Annotated in this window: 13 protein-coding genes and 1 tRNA gene; 10 read left to right on the top strand and 4 right to left on the bottom strand. The window is 73.9% G+C overall.

All coding sequences use genetic code 11. From position 1 onward, the window contains the following. The first annotated feature begins 78 nt into the window (after window positions 1-78). The 4 genes from ACFYXS_RS03630 (at window position 79) to ACFYXS_RS03615 (ending at window position 6222) form a co-directional block, all read left to right on the top strand. Window positions 79-972 (top strand): FAD binding domain-containing protein, encoded by an 894-nt coding sequence (locus ACFYXS_RS03630; RefSeq protein WP_389243350.1) that lies wholly within the window; start codon window positions 79-81, stop codon window positions 970-972. Further along, the gene (locus ACFYXS_RS03625) at window positions 969-2240 is read left to right on the top strand and encodes a 2Fe-2S iron-sulfur cluster-binding protein (RefSeq protein WP_389243348.1); all 1272 of its coding nucleotides are present in this window, start codon (window positions 969-971) and stop codon (window positions 2238-2240) included. Before ACFYXS_RS03630 ends, ACFYXS_RS03625 begins: the two co-directional genes overlap by 4 nt. A 61-nt stretch (window positions 2241-2301) precedes the next feature. Continuing rightward, on the top strand, window positions 2302-4632 hold the full coding sequence (locus ACFYXS_RS03620; RefSeq protein WP_389243346.1) for a xanthine dehydrogenase family protein molybdopterin-binding subunit: 2331 nt from the start codon (window positions 2302-2304) through the stop codon (window positions 4630-4632). Between the two features lie 159 nt (window positions 4633-4791). Beyond that, entirely contained in the window at window positions 4792-6222 is a 1431-nt protein-coding gene (locus tag ACFYXS_RS03615) for a PA14 domain-containing protein (protein WP_389243344.1), read from the top strand. A gap of 84 nt (window positions 6223-6306) precedes the next feature. On the opposite strand, the gene ACFYXS_RS03610 is transcribed toward ACFYXS_RS03615, so the two are convergent. Together ACFYXS_RS03610 and ACFYXS_RS03605 are read right to left on the bottom strand one after the other, a co-directional pair. After that, window positions 6307-6381 (bottom strand) — tRNA-Cys (locus tag ACFYXS_RS03610). Window positions 6382-6472: 91 nt separating this feature from the next. Continuing rightward, on the bottom strand, window positions 6473-7342 hold the full coding sequence (locus ACFYXS_RS03605) for an alpha/beta fold hydrolase (RefSeq protein WP_389243342.1): 870 nt from the start codon (window positions 7340-7342) through the stop codon (window positions 6473-6475). A gap of 115 nt (window positions 7343-7457) precedes the next feature. Here ACFYXS_RS03605 and ACFYXS_RS03600 point away from each other — a divergent pair, with 115 nt between their 5' ends. The 6 genes from ACFYXS_RS03600 to ACFYXS_RS03575 all read left to right on the top strand — a co-directional run bounded on the left by ACFYXS_RS03600 (window position 7458) and on the right by ACFYXS_RS03575 (window position 13616). Next, window positions 7458-8870 (top strand): MFS transporter, encoded by a 1413-nt coding sequence (locus ACFYXS_RS03600; RefSeq protein WP_389243340.1) that lies wholly within the window; start codon window positions 7458-7460, stop codon window positions 8868-8870. Window positions 8871-8901: 31 nt separating this feature from the next. Beyond that, window positions 8902-9102 carry a hypothetical protein gene (locus tag ACFYXS_RS03595; protein ID WP_389243338.1) on the top strand — a complete coding sequence of 67 codons (201 nt, stop codon included), beginning with the start codon at window positions 8902-8904 and terminating at the stop codon, window positions 9100-9102. Between the two features lie 2 nt (window positions 9103-9104). Further along, window positions 9105-9485, top strand: coding sequence for a type II toxin-antitoxin system death-on-curing family toxin (locus tag ACFYXS_RS03590; protein WP_389243336.1), 381 nt, complete (start codon window positions 9105-9107; stop codon window positions 9483-9485). Window positions 9486-9976: 491 nt separating this feature from the next. Then, a complete protein-coding gene (locus ACFYXS_RS03585) occupies window positions 9977-11785 on the top strand; it encodes a DEAD/DEAH box helicase (protein WP_389243334.1) in 1809 nt (602 codons plus the stop codon). A gap of 316 nt (window positions 11786-12101) precedes the next feature. Then, on the top strand, window positions 12102-12767 hold the full coding sequence (locus tag ACFYXS_RS03580; protein WP_319664479.1) for a helix-turn-helix domain-containing protein: 666 nt from the start codon (window positions 12102-12104) through the stop codon (window positions 12765-12767). A 60-nt stretch (window positions 12768-12827) separates the two neighbouring features. Continuing rightward, complete coding sequence (locus ACFYXS_RS03575) at window positions 12828-13616, top strand: S16 family serine protease (protein ID WP_389243331.1); 789 nt, start codon at window positions 12828-12830, stop codon at window positions 13614-13616. A 9-nt stretch (window positions 13617-13625) separates the two neighbouring features. Here the strand turns inward: ACFYXS_RS03575 and ACFYXS_RS03570 are convergent, their stop codons facing one another. Together ACFYXS_RS03570 and ACFYXS_RS03565 are read right to left on the bottom strand one after the other, a co-directional pair. Beyond that, window positions 13626-14912 carry an MFS transporter gene (locus tag ACFYXS_RS03570; RefSeq protein ID WP_389243329.1) on the bottom strand — a complete coding sequence of 429 codons (1287 nt, stop codon included), beginning with the start codon at window positions 14910-14912 and terminating at the stop codon, window positions 13626-13628. Between the two features lie 45 nt (window positions 14913-14957). Further along, entirely contained in the window at window positions 14958-15587 is a 630-nt protein-coding gene (locus tag ACFYXS_RS03565) for a helix-turn-helix domain-containing protein (protein ID WP_389243327.1), read from the bottom strand. Window positions 15588-15614 lie beyond the last annotated feature (27 nt).

Here is a 15614-nt window from a genome sequence, read left to right as displayed (position 1 = left end):
CCAGAGTTGCCACGTCCGGGCTGTCAGCACGTACCGTACGGCTACCGCACCGCGGACAGCCGGGGAAGGGGCAGCTGCGTGAGCACGTACGCACGGCAGGCAATGCGCAATGTCGCGTTGCCGTCCTCGCTCGACGAGGCCGTGGCGGCCTTGGCCGCCACGCCCGCCGCCGTGCCCGTCGCCGGAGGCACCGACCTCATGGCGGCCGTGAACGCCGGGCTGCTGCGCCCCGCCGGACTCGTCGGCCTCGGACGGATCAGCGAGATCCGCGGCTGGCAGTACGCGGACGGCGCCGCGCTCCTCGGCGCCGGCCTCACCCACGCCCGCATGGGCCGCCCGGACTTCGCCGCGCTCATCCCCGCCCTGGCCGCCGCCTCCCGCGCCGCCGGGCCCCCGCAGATCCGCAACGCCGGCACCCTCGGCGGCAACATCGCCGGTGCCGCACCCGCCGGCGACTCGCTGCCCGTGCTGGCCGCCCTGGAGGCCTCGGTCGTCGTCGCCGGTCCCGAGGGCAACCGGGAACTGCCCGTCAGTCACCTGCTCACCGGTATGGACCCGCTGCGGCCCGGTGAGCTCCTGGCGTACGTGCGGGTCCCGCTGCTGCACGCGCCGCAGACCTTCCTCAAGGCCACCGGCCGCACCGGGCCCGGCCGCGCGATCGCCTCCGTCGCCGTCGTCCTCGACCCGGCCCGGCGGGGCGTACGCTGCGCGGTGGGAGCTGTCGCACCGGTGCCGCTGCGGCCGCTCGAGGCCGAACGCTGGGTCGCCGGACTGATCGACTGGGACGGCGAGCGGACGCTGGCGCCCGAGGCCCTCACGGCCTTCGGCGAGTACACCGCCGCCGCCTGCATCCCCGACCCGCTGCCGGCCCCGGACGGGGCCCCGGCCCCCGAACTGCCCGCCGCCGCCCTCCAGCTGCGGCGTACGGTGGCCGCACTGGCCCGCCGTGCGCTGGGGAGGGCACTGGCATGAGCGACGAGTACGACGACAGGACATCGGACGGGCGTATGACCGATCAGCCCCCCATGGGGACCGCCGGCCCGGAGGCCGGGGGATTCGCCCCCGGGCACGGGGTGTGGCAGCCCGTGCCCCACGGCGAGTACGACGCCGACCAGACCATGCACGTCTCCTTCGCCGCCCAGCTGTCCATGACCGAACCCGGCGCCGACCCGCTCGCCGCCCCCGGCCACGGCTACGCCCCGCAGCCCCCGCAGGGCCCCGCCGACTTCCCGGTCACGGTGGGCACCGCGGGACCCGCCGCGCCGGCGCCGGGCGACGACCCGGCGACGACCTGGGCCATCCCTGTCGTGCGGGAGGAACGCTCCGACGAGACGGCCGACTCGGGCGAGTACTCGGTGGGGGCCTTCGCCTCCGCCCCCGAGCCCGCCCCCTGGTCGGCCGGCGCCGCCCCGCAGGCACCGCCCGCGGCTCCGCGGTCCGAGGGCTGGTCGCTGCCGCCCGACGCCACCGGCCAGTGGAAGCTGCCGCTCGCCCCGGACGGCACCGCGGAGGAGTCCGGCGAGTACCGGCTGCCGGACACCGCGCCCACCTCGCCCGCGGCCGCCGAGCCCGCGCACCACGACGGCCCCGGGGACCCCGGCACCGACGGCGCCGGCGACGAGCCCGGGACCGGCGAACCGGCAACCGGCGAGTCCGGCGACCCGCACAGCGAGCACCCGCTCGCCTCCTACGTCCTCAACGTCAACGGCACCGACCGCCCCGTCACCGACGCGTGGCTCGGCGAGTCCCTGCTCTACGTCCTGCGCGAGCGGCTGGGGCTGGCCGGCGCCAAGGACGGGTGCGAGCAGGGCGAGTGCGGCGCCTGCTCGGTCAAGGTCGACGGCCGGCTCGTCGCCTCCTGCCTGGTGCCCGCCGCGACCGCCGCGGGTTCCGACGTCCGCACCGTCGAGGGGCTGTCCGCCGACGGCCGGCCCTCGGACGTGCAGCGGGCGCTCGCCGCGTGCGGGGCCGTGCAGTGCGGCTTCTGCATCCCGGGCATGGCGATGACCGTGCACGACCTGCTGGAGGGCAACCACCGCCCCAGCGAGCTGGAGACCCGGCAGGCCATCAGCGGCAACCTCTGCCGCTGCAGCGGCTACCAGGGTGTCCTGGAGGCGGTCCGCACGGTCGTCGCGGAGCGCGAGGAGGCCGCGGAGGCGGCCGACGGCGCCGACGGCGAACCGGCCGCGGAGGCCGCCCGCGTCCCGCACCCGCGCCCCTCCACCGGAGGCCAGGCGTGACCCCGCACAGCCACCGCACCCCGCACCCCCTCACCCCTCGCGGCAGCGAAAGGTACGCGCGATGACGGGCCCCGACGCCGCGACGGCCACTCCGGCCATGGGCACCTCGGCGGCCGCCGCCGAGACGCCCGCCGACGCGCACCCCCACGGCATCGGCGCGTCCCTGGCAGCCGCCGACGCGACCGCCAAGACGCAGGGCACCTACCCGTACGCCGCCGACCTGTGGGCCGAGGGCCTGCTGTGGGCGGCCGTGCTGCGGTCCCCTCACCCGCACGCGCGCATCGTCTCCATCGACACCGCGGAGGCCGTCGCGATGCCCGGCGTACGGGCCGTGGTGACGCACGAGGACGTGCCCGGCGACGCCATGCACGGGCGCCGTGTCGCCGACCGTCCGGTCTTCGCCAAGGACACCGTCCGGCACCACGGCGAGGCCATCGCCGCCGTGGCCGCCGACCACCCCGACACCGCCCGGCTGGCCGCCGCCGCCATCCAGGTCGAGTACGAGGTCCTGGAACCCGTCATCGACCCCGAACGGGCCTTCTCGGCGCCCCCGCTGCACCCCGACGGCAACCTGATCCGGCACATCCCGCTGCAGTTCGGCGACCCGGACGCGGTCGGCGAGGTCATCGTCGAGGGCCTGTACCGGGTGGGCCGCCAGGACCCCGCCCCGATCGGCGCCGAGGCCGGCCTCGCCGTGCCGCGCCCCGACGGCGGGGTCGAGCTGTACGTCGCCTCCACCGACCCGCACACCGACCGCGACCTGGCCGCCGCCTGCTTCGGCCTGGAGCAGGACCGCGTGAAGGTCGTGGTCACCGGTGTGCCCGGCGCGATGGGCGACCGCGAGGACTCCGGCGTGCAGATCCCGCTCGGGCTGCTGGCGCTGAAGACCGGCTGCCCGGTGAAGTTCGTGGCCACCCGCGAGGAGTCCTTCCTCAGCCACAGCCACCGCCACCCCACGCTGCTGCGCTACCGCCACCACGCCGACTCCGAGGGCCGGCTGGTCAAGGTCGAGGCCCAGGTGCTGCTGGACGCGGGCGCGTACGCCGACACCTCCTCCGACGCCCTGGCCGCCGCGGTGGCCTTCGCCGCCGGCCCCTACGTCGTCCCGCACGTCTTCGTCGAGGGCTGGGCGGTGCGCACCAACAACCCGCCGTCCGGGCACGTACGGGGCGAGGGCGCGATGCAGGTCTGCGCCGCCTACGAGGGCCAGATGGACAAGCTCGCCGCCAAACTCGGCCTGGACCAGGCCGAGATCCGTATGCGCAACGTCATGGCCACCGGCGACCTGCTGCCCACCGGGCAGTCCGTCACCTGCCCGGCGCCCGTCGGCGAGCTGCTGAAGGCCGTGCGCGACGCCGACCTGCCGCCGCTGCCGGTGGACGACGACGAGTCCGAATGGCTGCTCCCCGGCGGCCTGGAGGGCGCCGGCGAACCCGGCGCCGTGCGCCGCGGCGTGGGCTACGCGCTCGGCATGGTGCACATGCTCGGCGCCGAGGGCACCGACGAGGTCTCCACCGCCACCGTGCGCGTGCACGACGGCGCCGCCACCGTCATCTGCGCCGCCGTCGACACCGGCCAGGGCTTCGCCACCCTCGCCCGGCAGATCGTGCAGGAGGTCCTCGGCATCGAGGACGTCCGCGTCCTGCCCTCCGACACCGACCAGCCCCCGGCGGGCGCCGCCGCGCGCGGCCGCCACACCTGGGTCTCCGGCGGGGCCGTCGAACGCGCCGCCAAGATGGTGCGCACCCAGCTCCTCCAGCCGCTCGCCGGGAAGTTCGGCATGTCGGCGGAACTGCTCTCCATCGCCGACGGCAAGATCACCTCGTACGACGGTGTGCTCTCCACCACCGTCGAGGAGGAGCTGGCGGGCAAGGAACTGTGGGCCACCGCCCAGTGCCGTCCGCACCCCACCGACCGGCTCGACGAGACCGGCCAGGGCGACGCGTTCGTCGGCCTGGCGTTCTGCGCCGTGCGCGCCGTGGTCGACGTCGACATCGAACTCGGCGCGGTCCGGGTCGTGGAGATGGCCGTCGCACAGGACGTCGGCCGGATCCTCAACCCCGCGCAGCTGCGGGCCCGCATCGAGGCCGGCGTCACCCAGGGCGTCGGCATGGCCCTCATGGAGGACCTGCGCGCCCCCCGGGGCGTCGTCAAGCGGCCCAACCTCACCGGCTACACCCTGCCCACGGCCCTGGACGCCCCCGCGGTGCGCATCGTCAGCCTGGTCGAGGAACGCGACGTGCTCGCGCCCTTCGGCGCCAAGGCCGCCAGTGCCGTCCCGGTCGTCGTCTCCCCGGCCGCCGTGGCCTCCGCCGTCCGCGCCGCCACCGGCCGCCCGGTCAGCCGCCTGCCGATCCGCCCCCAGCACGCGGTGGTCCGCCCCCAGGCGTGACCCGCCGCGTGCGGCGGGCGATCCGCCGTCCGCGTTCCCGCGCCGGCCGCGCCGGCGTCACCCCCTTGTGCCACGCAGATGTCCGAGCCGTGCAACCTTCCCGCCGCCTCAGGAGTCTTGGCGCTGTACGTCTTTACCCGCCTATTACGAAAGGCCCCCGTGCATCACAAGAGATCCGTCGTCGCACTGGCCGGCGGCGCCTTGTCCCTCGTCGCCCTCGGCGGTCTGGTGACCCTCGCCCCGCAGGCGTCGGCCGCCGATGTCACGTGTGCGACGAACGTCTACAAGCGCACGTTCTACAAGAACACCGCGCTCTCCGGCTCCCCCGCGCGGACGGACTGCGACAGCGCCGTCAGCGAGAGCTGGTCCGGCAGCCCGGCCGCCGGTATGCCGTCGAACAACTTCGGTGTCCGCTGGTCGGTGACGCGTGACTTCGGCTCAGGCGGGCCCCTCACGTTCACCGCCTCCGCCACCGACGGCGTCCGTGTCTACCTGGACGGCGTGCGGAAGATCGACCTGTGGAAGAGCACCGGCGACACCGCCCGCTCCAAGAGCGTCAACCTCACGGTGCCCTCCGGCAAGCACACCTTGCGCGTCGACCATGCGAACTGGACCGGCGCCGCCAAGGTCAAGTTCACCTACGCGCCCCGTACGTCGGCGACGTACGACAGGACGAAGCCGCTCGCCCCCACCGGCGTGAAGACCGTGTACAACACCAAGACCCGCAAGACCACCGTCTCCTGGGCCGCCAACAAGGAGATGGATCTGGCGAATTACTCCCTCTACCGGCGGCCCGTCACCTCCACTGTCTGGACGGGGGTCACCACGACCACCGCCCGCAGCTACACCGACCCCCTCGTCAACCCCGACGACCGCACCCCCTACTACTACGAGGTGCGCGCCAAGGACAAGGCGGGCAACACCTCCTCGGGCAGTGCGGACACCATCGTCCGCCCGCTGCCCGTGGTGACCTCCCTGACCGGTACGTACAGCGGCGCGACCGGCAAGGTCACCCTGAAGTGGCCGCTCAACACCGAGCCGCAGTTCAACCACTACACGGTCCTGAGCTACGACCTGGGGAACGAGGGGTACTTCAGGTGGGTTTCGCTCGGCACGACCATGCAGAACACCTGGACCACGGGCCCCATCCCGGCCGACGGTGAGTGGCGCCACTACCGCATCCTCGTCACCAACGACGCCGGCACCACCACGCTCGGTGCGAGTTCCCTCGACGGCAGCGCCGCCAACGAGCTCTGGCTCGGCATCCCCGACGGCATCGCCCCGCAGCGGGCTCCCGAGCTGTCCCTGAGCTTCTGCACGGGCGGCGTGCGCGTGACCGCGACCGACTACACGCCGGCTCCGATCCGCGACTTCTACGGATTCGAGATCGAGCGCCGGACGGCCGGGGCGAGCGACTGGTCGGTGGTCCTGCACTCGGGCTACGACCCGCGCACCACCTTCGCCACCGTCGGCGTCTGCGACGCCCTGACCGCCGGCAGCACCTACGAGTACCGGGCCCGTACCTATGACGCGGCCGGCAACTACTCGCCCTCCAGCGACATCAAGGCGTTCACTCCCGCCGCCGGCTGACGGCCGACGGACCGGACGGACCTGGGACCGGAACGGGTGGCACCCCTCAGGGGTGCCACCCGTTCGCCTGCCCGGTCCGGGCGGTGGAGGCCGTGGCGGGAATCGAACCCACGTCACTCGATTTGCAGTCGAGCCCCTGAACCACTCGGGCACACGGCCGGGCGTCGCCGACGTATCCCGACCATAGGCGGCCCCGCCCGGGGCGGGTCAACGGATCGGGCGGGGCCGCAACAGGACTGCCATACGCCGTTCACGAAGGGCCGGGAAGCTCCCCGCTCGACAGGAACTCCTCCACCACCGGGCGGAACAGCGCGGGTTCGTCGACCCAGGGGTAGTGGCCGACGGCGTGCAGCGGCCGCAGGCGGGCATGCGGGAAGGAATCCGCGACGACCTCGCCGGCGTGCATGCCGGTGACCGCGTCGCGGCCACCGGTGAGGACGAGGACCGGGCAGGTCACCTCGCGCAGCCGGTCGAGGAGGGAGCTGCGGGCCTGCTCGTCGACTCCCTGCCAGAAACCGGCACGGGGGACCGGGTGCAACTGGGCGCCCTCGGCAGCGGCATGGGCGCGCTGTGGGGCGTCCCAGCGGCCGTACGCCATGGGGGCGACCTGCAACAGCAGTTCCCGGACCCGGTCGAGGTCGTCGGCGGTCTCCAACTCGCCCAGTGCCGCGACGGCTTCGGGCCACCAGGGCTCGCCGGCCCGGCTCTCGAAGATCGCGCGGGCGTCCTCGGGGAGGGCGCCCTGCAGGCGTGAGCCGGGCGTGACCAGGACCAGGTGCGTCAGCCGGTCCCCGTACTCGGCGGCATACGCCTGCGCGGTCGCCGCGGCGGCGTCGTGCGCGAGCAGTGCGAAGCGCTCCAGGCCGAGATGGCGGCGCAGCGCCTCCACGTCCTGCGCGAGCCGCGGGAAGGAGTACGCCAGCGGGTCGGCGGCCGGAGCGGTGTCCCCGGTGCCGCGGCTGTCCGGGACGACGAGGCGTCTGACGGTGTCCAGTCCGGCCAGGTCCCCGAGGTACGCGGCGTCGCGCCCGGGCCCGCCGGCGAGCGCGAGGAGCACCGGGCCCTCGCCCTGGTCGCGGTAGGCGATCTCGGTTCCGTCGTACGAAGTGCAGTGCGGCATGGCGTACGCCTTCCCCGGCCCGGCCCGGGCCATCTCCGGTCCTAGGCCGAAAGGCCGACCCCGGCGTTCGTGGACGCCAGGGGCAAGACGCCTCTACGCCCCTTACCCTGTCGGGGTGACGACCGCCGAAGCCGAGCCGATTCCCGGCAATTCAGACAGACCTCTGCTCCTTGAGCCGGACACCGGCACCGACACTGTGCTGGGCAGCCGCTACCGCGCGCTGACCCTCGCCATGGTCTCGGTGGTTCTGCTCATCGCCTTCGAGGCCACCGCCGTCGGCACGGCCATGCCGGTCGCCGCGCGCGAGCTGGACGGCCTGCCGCTGTACGCCTTCGCCTTCTCCGGCTACTTCACCACCTCGCTGTTCGCCATGGTCGTCAGCGGCCAGTGGTCGGACCGCAGCGGCCCGCTCGCGCCGCTCGTCGCCGGCATCGGCGCCTTCGCGGCGGGCCTGCTGATCTCCGGCGCCGCCCAGTCGATGTGGCTGTTCGTCCTCGGCCGCGCCGTGCAGGGGATCGGCGGCGGGCTCGTCATCGTCGCCCTGTACGTCGTCGTGAGCCTGGCCTATCCCGAACGGCTGCGACCCGCCGTCATGGCGGGCTTCGCCGCGTCCTGGGTGCTGCCCTCCATCGTCGGCCCGCTCGTGGCGGGCACCGTCACCGAGCAGTTCGGCTGGCGCTGGGTCTTCCTCTCCATCCCGGTCCTGATCGTGCCGCCGCTGCTCATCGGCCTGCCCGCGATGCGCAGGATGCCCGTCCAGCCGCCCCCGGACGACCGGCGCGCCCCCGACGGCCGCCGCATCCGGCTCGCCCTCGCGGTCTCGGCGGGCGCCGGTCTGCTGCAGTACGCCGGGCAGGACCTGCGACCGCTGTCCCTGGTCCTCGCGGCGGCCGGCGCGGCCCTGATCGTCCCGGCAGCCCTCAAACTGCTGCCGCGCGGCACGATCCGCGCGGCGCGCGGCCTCCCGTCGGTGGTCCTGCTCCGCGGCGTCGCCTCGGGCACCTTCCTCGGCGCCGAGACCTTCGTGCCGCTCATGCTCGTCACCCAGCGGCACCTGTCGCCGACGCTGGCCGGGCTCTCCCTCGCGTCCGGCGGCATCACCTGGGGCATCGGCTCCTGGATCCAGGGCCGCCCCCGCCTCGAGCCGTACCGGGACCGCATGGTCGTCACCGGCATGTTCCTCATGGCCGCCGCCATAGCCGGTGCCGCCCTGCCGCTCGTCTCCGGAGCCCCGGTCTGGAGCGCGGCCGCCGCGTGGGCCGTGGGCGGCCTCGGGGCCGGCCTTGTCATCTCCTCCCTGAGCGTCATCCTCTTCAAGCTCTCGGCCCCCTCCGAGGCCGGCGCCAACTCCGCCGCGCTCCAGGTCTCCGACGCCCTGGCCAGCGTCGTCCTCGTCGCCGCCGCGGGCACCGTGTTCGCCGCCCTGGGCGGCGCGACGGGCGCCTTCGCGGCGGTCTTCCTGCCGCTGTCCGTGCTCAGCCTCGCCGGCGTCGCCGTGGCGGCCAGGCTCCGTCCGAAATCCGGGTGAGTCGAGCGCGCCGGGGGACTACCGTCGCGGTGTGAAAGAGCTGACCCTCGTCTTCACCGACGCCGAGTGGGAGTCCCTCGACGACCTGGCCGATGCGCACGGCGTCCCGGTCGCCGAGCTGGTGCGCACGGCGGTACGCGCCTACCAGGACGCGGAGGCGGCCCGCGCCGCCGCATCCGGGGCGTCCCTCGCGGACGCCCACGCGGACCTGCTGCGCAGGCTCGGGGAGTGAGCGTGCGCCATCTCACTGTGGGCGAGGTCACGGAGCTCGCCCGGCTCGCGTGCGGCGGCGAACCGCCCGCGGTGCGCGAGCCCGGGCTGCTCGCGTCGGCCGTCCACCGCCCGCGCGCCCGCATGTTCGGCGTCGCCGCGTACGTGGACCTCTACGCGTGCGCGGGCGCCCTCCTGCACGGCATCGCCGGCAACCATCCGCTCGTCGACGGCAACAAACGCACCGCGTGGCTCGCGGCGGCGGTCCTCCTCGACCTCAACGGGGTCGACCTGCGGCCCGCTGACCAGGAGGCGGCCTACGATCTCGTGATCGCGGTCGCCTCGTCCGCGATCGCGGACCCGACCCTCATCGGCAACACCCTGCGCGCGTTGGCGGCCGGCTAAGTTTTTTCCCCGCCCGCCCTCCCCCAGCCTTCGGCCGGGGGTGCCCCCACCTCCCCCGCCCCCTCCGTAGGTTGTCGCGCCTGATCCCCGGTGGGGGGGGGTAGAGGCGGCACCGTGCTCGGGCCATTCGTTGGCGCGGCGCCGTCCAGGTGCCCAGCCGTCACCCCCAACACCCCCCACCGGGGATCAGGCGCATGAGCTCACCGGAGGGGGCGGGGTCGTAGGGGTGGATGTTCTGGACGGTGCGGCATATTTGTGCGCGGTATCCGGGCGGGGATGGGATGGGCAGGTGCTGGAAAGGCGCGTAAATATGCCAGTCCAGGACGTGCAGCCCCGGAGGCCCCGAACCCGGCCCACCCCGCACGCGCGCCGGGGTCACTGACTTCACAGGGCACCCGGGCGGGCGGGCGGGGAAAAAACCACCCGGCCCGCGCCCGCAGGTACGCTGGGACGGCTTCGCCCCCCAACCCCCAACCCGTCACCCGGAGACCGTGACTACCACCGCCCCGCACAGCGCCAGCGCCAGCACCTCGCACCACCTCTCGCCCGCCTTCCCCGGCCGCGCCCCCTGGGGCACGGCCGGCAAGCTGCGCGCGTGGCAGCAGGGCGCGCTCGACCGGTACATCGCGACGCAGCCGCGCGACTTCCTGGCGGTCGCGACCCCGGGCGCAGGCAAGACGACCTTCGCGCTCACCCTGGCCTCGTACCTGCTGCACAACCACCTGGTGCAGCAGATCACCGTGGTCGCCCCCACCGAGCACCTGAAGAAGCAGTGGGCGGAGGCGGCCGCGCGGATAGGCATCAAGCTGGACCCGGAGTACAGCGCGGGCCCGGTGGGGCGGGACTACCACGGGGTGGCGGTGACCTACGCGGGCGTCGGCGTACGCCCGATGCTGCACCGCAACCGCTGCGAGCAGCGCAAGACCCTGGTGATCCTGGACGAGATCCACCACGCCGGTGACAGCAAGTCGTGGGGCGAGGCGTGCCAGGAGGCGTTCGAGCCGGCGACCCGCCGTCTCGCGCTGACCGGGACGCCGTTCCGGTCGGACACCAATCCCATCCCGTTCGTGACGTACGAGGAGGGCAACGACGGCATCCGCCGTTCGTCCGCCGACTACACGTACGGCTACGGGAACGCGCTCGCGGACGGGGTCGTCCGTCCTGTGATTTTCCTCTCCTACAGCGGCAACATGCGCTGGCGGACGAAGGCCGGCGACGAGATCGCCGCGCGCCTGGGCGAGCCGATGACGAAGGACGCGATCGGGCAGGCCTGGCGCACCGCGCTGGCCCCGACGGGCGACTGGATCCCCAATGTGCTGCGGGCGGCGGACGTGCGGCTCACGGAGGTGCGCAAGTCGATCCCGGACGCGGGGGCGCTGGTGATCGCCGCCGACCAGGAGTCGGCGCGGGCGTACGCCAAGCTCATCCGGGAGATCACCGGCCACAGGGCGACCCTGGTGCTCTCCGACGACGCGGGCGCCTCGTCCCGCATCGAGGAGTTCAGCGCGAGCGAGGACCGCTGGATGGTGGCCGTCCGCATGGTGTCGGAGGGGGTCGACGTGCCGCGCCTGGCGGTGGGCGTGTACGCCACGACGATCTCCACGCCGCTGTTCTTCGCGCAGGCCGTGGGCCGTTTCGTGCGGTCGCGGCGGCGCGGCGAGACCGCTTCGGTGTTCGTGCCGACCATCCCGATGCTGCTGGACTTCGCCAACGAGATGGAGGTCGAGCGGGACCACGTCCTGGACAAGCCGAAGAAGGACGGCGAGGAGGACCCGTACGCGGAGTCCGAGAAGGAGCTCGCCGAGGCGGAGAAGGAGCAGGACGAGGACACCGGCGAGCAGGACATGCTGCCCTTCGAGGCGCTGGAGTCGGACGCGGTCTTCGACCGGGTGCTGTACGACGGCGCCGAGTTCGGCATGCAGGCCCATCCGGGCAGCGAGGAGGAACAGGACTACCTGGGCATTCCCGGCCTGCTCGAACCCGACCAGGTGCAGATGCTGCTGCAGCGGCGTCAGGCGCGGCAGATCGCGCACAGCCGCAAGAAGCCGGACGCCGAGGCGGATCTGCTGGAACTGCCCGCCGAGCGGCGGCCGGTGGTCAGCCACAAGGAGATGCTGGAGCTGCGCAAGCGGCTCAACACCCTTGTGGCCGCGTACAACCACCAGAGCGGCAAGCCCCATGGGGTGATCCACAACGAGCTGCGCAGGGCGTGCGGCGGGCCGCCGAGCGCGGAGGCGACGGCGGGGCAGCTCAACGAGCGCATCAAGAAGGTCCAGGAGTGGGCCACCCGGATGCGCTGACCGGCGGACGGTCCCGTGTCCGGCGATCTGACGTGACGTCAGCCATGCTGTGAATCTTCCGGCGTGATGGCCTGTTGGGTGAAGAATTTACGTTTCGTGAGCGGGCATGCCCGGTTGCATGACCGGATTGTGGACGAAGTCTTCCGCTGAGCGGTACGCATCGCTACCGTTCCGGTCACGCAACGCACCGTGGCAACGCAGCCTCGGGGCGCAGCCGGTACCGCCGGACCGACCGGTGGCTTCTCCGCGCTCTGCCGCGGGACCGGCAGTGCTTCCCGCGTGAGAGAAGTGCCACCACTCACGAGAAGGGGGCGTCGTGACCGCGGAGACGTCTCAGACGCTCGACCGGGGCCTGCGGGTCCTGAAGTTGCTGGCCGACACCGACCACGGGCTCACCGTCACGGAGCTCGCCACGAAGCTGGGTGTCAACCGCACGGTCGTGTACCGCCTGCTGGCCACCCTGGAACAGCACTCCCTGGTGCGTCGCGACCTCGGCGGTCGCGCCCGGGTCGGCCTCGGCGTGCTGCGCCTGGCCCACCAGGTGCACCCGCTGCTGCGCGAAGCCGCGCTGCCCGCGCTGCGCTCCCTGGCGGAGGACATCGGCGCCACCGCCCACCTCACCCTCGTCGACGGCACCGAGGCGCTGGCCGTGGCGGTCGTCGAGCCCAGCTGGACCGACTACCACGTGGCCTACCGCACCGGGTTCCGGCACTCGCTCGACCGCGGCGCCGCGGGCCGCGCGATCCTCGCCGGGCGCAGCACGCAGCCGTACGAGCCCGACCCCCGCTGCGCCGAGGGGCCCGGTTACGTGCTCACCCACGGCGAGCTGGAGGCCGGCGCCAGCGGCGCCGCGGCCCCGCTGGTGGGCGTGCCCGGCATAGAGGGGAGCGTCGGGGTCGTCATGCTGGCCGACTCGGTGCCCGAGCGGGTCGGCCCGCGGGTCGTGGAGGCGGCGGTGGAGGTCGCGGACGCCCTGCGTTAGCGGCCCCCACGGGGGAGGCCGTGGCACGTCCCACCCGGCGCGGTGAACTACATTCACCCCATGCCCTTCGCCACCGCCCGCAGCCGGACCCTCGCCGTGTGCGCGGCCCTCGTCGTCGCCCTGCTGGCGGTCGCCGCGTTCGCGCCGCTGCCGATCTCGATCGTCGTACCCGGGCTGACGGCCGACGTGCTCGGCAGCGACCACGGCAAACCGGTGATCACCGTCACCGGCACCCCGACGCGCGACACCTCCGGTCAGCTGCGGATGACGACCATCGCCGCGACGAACCCCGACGCCGTCGTCCGTCTCGGCGATGTGCTGAAGGCGTGGTTCGCCACCGACCAGGCGGCGATGCCGCGGGACGCGGTCTACCCGACCGGTGGCAGCGTCAAGGAGATCGAGAAGCACAACCAGGCGGAGATGACCGAGTCGCAGGACGCCGCGACCACCGCCGCCCTGTCGCACCTCGGGCTGTCGCCGTCCAAGGTGAAGGTCGGCCTCCACCTCGCGGACGTCGGCGGCCCGAGCGCCGGCCTGATGTTCAGCCTCGGCATCATCGACAAGATCAATGGCAATGGCCGCGGCGGCGACCTCACCGGGGGCCGGCGGATCGCCGGTACGGGGACGATCACCCCGGACGGCGAGGTCGGCGCGGTCGGCGGTGTCCCGCTCAAGGAGCAGGCCGCCCGGCGCGACGGGGCGACCGTCTTCCTCGTCCCCAAGGGCGAGTGCTCCGACGCCAAGGCCGAACTCCCCAAGGGGCTGCGCCTGGTGCCGGTGACCACGCTCGACGGCGCGATCGACGCCCTGAAGGCGCTGGGCAGCGGCGGCAGGGTCCCCAGCTGCTGAACGGCCGCCCTACGCGGCCTTGGCGTCCATCGTCCGCCAGGAGGGGAAGACCAGCGGGCACAGCGTCGCCGCGAAGTAGACCGCGCCGAGCGCGAGCAGCGTCGCCGGCAGCCCCAGGCCGTCCACCAGGTAGCCCGCGGCCAGGCCGCCCACCGGGGTGGTGAGCAGCACCCCGGCACCCAGGGTGCCGAGGGTGCGGCTGCGCAGTTCGTCCGGGACGTGCTGGAAGAGCACCGTCGACAGGATCGGGTTGAGCGCCCCCGCCGCCAGGCCGCCGACGAACATCGTCACGGCCAGGGCCTCCCATCCGGGCACCCACGCGGCGACCAGGAACCGCGGCGCACCGCAGAGCAGGAAGCACACCGTGTAGACCGGCCACCGCGGCAGCCGGTGGCCCAGCGCGCCGTACGCCAGCGCCCCGGCCAGCGCTCCCGCGCCGAAGAGGCCGGAGAGCAGGCCGAGTTGCACCGAGCCGCCGAGCTCGCGTTCGGCGTGCACGGGCAGCAGTACCGAACTCCACCCGACGTCCAGGCCGTTGGTGACCATGATCATCAGCGTGATGGCGAGCAGCAGCCGGCTCCGGACGAGGAAGGTGTATCCCTCGCGCAGTTCGGCCCGGTACGTGCGCAGGGAGACCGGCGCCCCGCCGGTGGCCGGTTCCGCGCCGGCCAGACCGCGGATGCCGAAGGCGATCAGCAGCGCGGACACCCCGAAGGTCGCCGCGTCCACCAGCAGCACCGCTTCCGCGCCCATGACGGCGATGAGCACCCCGCCCAGCGAGGCGCCCAGCATGCGCGCCCCGCGCGAGGCGCCGTCGAAGTAGCCCGCGGCGCGCCCCAGAGGCGTCCCGGCACGCTCGGCCAGGACGGGCAGCAGCACTTCGCGGGCGGTCTCACCGGGGGCGTGGAACAGCCCGCTGACCGCCATGAGCGCGCACAACTGCCAGAACCGCAGGACCCCCGCGAAGTGCAGCAGCGGTATGGCCGCCACGGCGATCCCGCACACCGCGTCCGAGACCACCGACGCCCTGCGCCGCCCGAAACGGTCGATGACCGGTCCGCCGCCGATCGCGGCGATCACGATCGGCAGCGTCCCGCAGAAGGCCGCCAGCCCGGCGCGGGCGGCGCTGCCGGTGGTCTGCAGCACGAACCACGGCACGGCCAGCACCGTGAGTGAATTGCCGCTGATCGACACGACGTTGGCTGCCAGGACCAGGTGCAGCGGGCGCCGGTCGGGCGCCGGTGCGGGTCCGCCGGTCAGTGTGGAGCCGTCGGATATGCCGGTTCCGGTGTCCATGGTTCTTCCCCCGTGGTCGGTTCGGCCGGCCGTGCGGCCGGTCGGTCAGTCCGTGGTGCGCGGGATGACGTGCAGATGGACCCGGACGGGCTCGGCCTCGGGTTCCTCCGGGGCCGGGGCCGGGTCGCGGTAGCTCTCCAGCACGGCGTGCAGTTCGGTCCGCAACGCGCGGGCGCGGGCGGGCGTGAGCCGCAGGCTGAAGTCGCTGAGGTCGAAGCTGCCCTGCCACTCCTGCGACCAGTCGTCCAATCTCGTGACCCAGGAGTCGAGCTCCGCGGCGTGGTGGAGGGCGACCCCCCGGGCGAACAGGCCGATGGCGCCGCGCACTTCGGGGTCCGGGTGGGAGAGGAACGTCCCGGCGTCGAAGCGGGTGCCGCGGTGCGCGGCCCGCCACCAGCGCTCCCGGGCCGTACCGCGTTCCGGGTCGTCCTCGACGAAGCCGTGCGCGGCCAGTTGGCGCAGGTGGTAGCTGGTGGCGCCACTGGACTCGCCGAGCCGGGCGGCGAGCCCGGACGCGGTGGCGGGCCCGTGCTCGCGCAGCGCGGCGAGCAGCCGGATGCGCAGCGGGTGCGCCAGCCCGCGCAGGGTGCGCGGGTCGAGGCTGACCGAGCCGTCGCCGTCGCCGCCGTCGTTGCCGGCGCCTTCGGCGTCCGCGGGGGAGGGGGTGTCCGTCACGGCTTCACCGTACCGAGTGCAAAGACA

The sequence above is a fragment of the Streptomyces sp. NPDC002574 genome (assembly GCF_042889545.1).
In the GTDB taxonomy this organism is placed as follows: domain Bacteria; phylum Actinomycetota; class Actinomycetes; order Streptomycetales; family Streptomycetaceae; genus Actinacidiphila.
This window is presented reverse-complemented; position numbering and strand designations above follow the sequence as displayed.